2 protein-coding genes and 1 pseudogene are annotated in these 2,858 nt (G+C 60.8%); 1 reads left to right on the top strand and 2 read right to left on the bottom strand.

The window, feature by feature from the left end; translation table 11 throughout:
* Window positions 1-740, bottom strand: a 740-nt coding sequence (locus tag WBF74_RS06135) for a citrate/2-methylcitrate synthase (protein WP_424436751.1), incomplete at its 3' end; no start/stop codon positions are given.
* Window positions 741-851: 111 nt separating this feature from the next.
* The gene (gene gltX / locus WBF74_RS06130) at window positions 852-2,264 is read right to left on the bottom strand and encodes a glutamate--tRNA ligase (RefSeq protein ID WP_424436748.1); all 1,413 of its coding nucleotides are present in this window, start codon (window positions 2,262-2,264) and stop codon (window positions 852-854) included.
* Window positions 2,265-2,514: 250 nt separating this feature from the next.
* Between gltX and WBF74_RS06125 the strand changes: the two are divergent.
* Window positions 2,515-2,858, top strand: a pseudogene (locus WBF74_RS06125) (hypothetical protein); the annotation flags it as partial.

Genomic DNA, 2,858 nt, shown 5'->3' with positions numbered 1-2,858 from the left:
ACGGTCGAGGTCGAGGCGTTCTGCTCATGGTCGGCATGAAGGATGAAAATGCGGTCCATCGCGCGGGCGAGAACCGGATCGACCTTGTACTGCTCGGCCGGAACCGAGAAGCACATATGCAGGAAATTCTCGGCGTAATCGAGATCATTACGCGGATAGCCGATGGGCTGACCGACGGAATATTTATAGGCCATGGCGGCGAGCGTCGGGATCTTCGCGATCAGACGGCGGCTCGCGATCATGCGCTGCATCGGATCATTGATGTCCGTGGAGTCATGATAGAAGGCCGACAGCGCACCCACCATGCCGCACATGATGGCCATGGGGTGAGCGTCGCGGCGGAAGCCACGCAGGAAGAACTGCATCTGCTCATGCACCATGGTGTGCATGGTGATGGCGCGCTCGAACTCGCGATACTGCTCCGATGTCGGCAGTTCGCCATTCAGCAGCAGATAGCAGGTTTCGATGAAGTTGCCATTCTCGGCAAGCTGATCAATCGGATAGCCGCGATAGAGAAGAACACCTTCCTCACCATCAATATAGGTGATGTTGGATTCGCAGCTTGCTGTGGAGGTGAAGCCGGGATCGTATGTGAAGACACCGCTCTTGCCGTAAAGCGATGAGATGTCCACGACGCTCGGGCCAAGAGAGCCGCCATAAACAGGCAGCTCATAAGTCTTGCCTTCAACCGAAAGCGTCGCCTGTGACTTCGCTCCCGCTTTGGTTCCGTGTTCAGTCATGCTGCCTACCCTGTTTTGGTTGACCCTCCGGATGCCGTTTGCGGGAGGCAAATCCGGACGGTGTGTTTAAACCTATTCTGCCGTGCCGTTAAAGGCGGTGCAAAGCATGCCTTAAGCGGCCTGATCTCTTATTCGTGCCAGCGCCTCTTCCCTGCCGAGAATGGCGAGCACGTCGAAAATCGGAGGGGAAACCGTGCTTCCGGTCACGGCGGCGCGCAGCGGCTGCGCCACCTTGCCAAGCTTGAGGCCTTCCTCTTCGGCAACGGTGCGGATCGTTGCCTCAATCTTTTTTAGCTCCCAGTCATTATCTGCTTCCAGCCGGGATGCAAGCCGCCCGAGAAGCGCGCGGGCCTCTTCTGTGAGAAGCTGCTGCGCCTTGTCATCGAAGGAGAGGGGACGCTGCGCAAGAAGAAACGCCACGCTCTCGCCAAGTTCCACCAGCGTTTTGGCGCGCTCTTTCAGGGCGGGCATCAGGCCGAGAAGCTTCTGGCGGAAAGCGTCATCCGTTTTCCAGCCCTTGAGCCGCGCCATGAGGGCGATTGTTTCATCGGTCAGGCGCTCATTATCGGCCTCGCGGATGTAATGGCCGTTCAGGTTTTCAAGCTTCGCGAAATCGAAACGCGCGGGCGAGCGGCCAATGCTTTCGAGGTTGAACCACTCGATGGCCTGTTCCGTCGAGAAAATCTCGTCATCGCCGTGGCTCCAGCCAAGGCGCACGAGATAGTTCCGCATCGCCTCCGGCAGATAGCCGAGATCGCGGTAGGCTTCCGCGCCGAGCGCACCATGACGCTTGGAAAGCTTGGCACCGTCCGGCCCGTGGATGAGCGGAACATGCGCAAATTCCGGGATATCCCAGCCCAGCGCCGCATAAATCTGGCTCTGGCGGCCCGCATTGGTCAGGTGGTCATCGCCGCGCACGATATGGGTGATGCCCATATCGTGATCGTCCACCACGACCGACAGGTTGTAGGTCGGCGTGCCGTCGCTGCGCAGCAGGATGAGGTCGTCGAACTGCTCGTTCGGAAAGCGCACATCGCCCATCACATGATCGCGGACGATGGTTTCGCCTTCATCCGGCGAGCGGAAACGAATGACCGGCTTCACGCCGGCAGGCGCCTCGGAAGGATCGCGGTCGCGCCAGCGCCCGTCATAGCGGGCAGGGCGGCCTTCGGCGCGGGCTTTTTCGCGCATTTCTTCAAGCTCTTCCGGGCTTGTATAGCAGCGATAGGCCTTGCCCTGCGCAAGAAGCTCTTCAACCACTTCCTTGTGGCGCTCGATACGGGAGAACTGAAAGACGGGTTCCGCATCCCACTCCAGACCGAGCCAGCGCAGCCCTTCGAAAATAGCCTCGATGGCGGCATCCGTGGAGCGCTCGCGGTCCGTATCCTCGATGCGCAGAAGAAAGCGGCCACCATGGTGGCGGGCGAACAGCCAGTTGAAAAGCGCCGTGCGCGCCCCGCCAATATGCAGATAGCCCGTAGGGGAGGGGGCGAAGCGCGTTATGATTGTCTTCTGTTCGCTCATGATTTCCTGCAATCCGACCTCGCAGCCGCATGGGTAGGCAACACGATTGAATATTGGCAAGCTTCGACCTGATTATGGGCATATTGCCCAGAGGGGCCGACTGCGGGGCAGGGGTTTTCTAGCACATTGCGGCAACGCAACGTAAGTCCGAAATGAACCCGGTAACGGGCGGCTAAAGCCTTTTTAAAGCAAGGGTTTAGGCCCGGTTCCCGGATCGGCCCGGAAATGAGGCGACTTGCAGGGGGGGCGAGTGGCTGCGGCGGGAGATTCTATAGAGAGTTACGGTACGCGATTGCCGCCGCGCGAATGGCCCGCAGCGGCGCGTCGGGAGATTGCGGCCTCCTTCGCGGCTGAAGCGGATCGATATTTCCTCTGGGCGCCGGTTTTCATCGCCATGGGGGTGGCGACCTATTTCGCCTTGCCGAACGAGCCGCCGCTCTGGACCGCGCCGCTTGCACTGGCGGCGGCAGGGGGGACCTTGTGGAGCGTGGGGCGGCGGCCGCTGCTGGCGCTTGCCGCGATGGCGCTTCTGGCGGTTGCGGTGGGCTACGCGGCGGCGGTCTGGCGGGCCGAGCGCGTGTCCGCGCCGGTTCT

Source organism: Parvibaculum sp., assembly GCF_049672805.1.
GTDB lineage: Bacteria > Pseudomonadota > Alphaproteobacteria > Parvibaculales > Parvibaculaceae > Parvibaculum.
The sequence above is the reverse complement of the archived record's forward strand: the minus strand, read 5'-3'. Positions and strand labels throughout refer to the sequence as shown.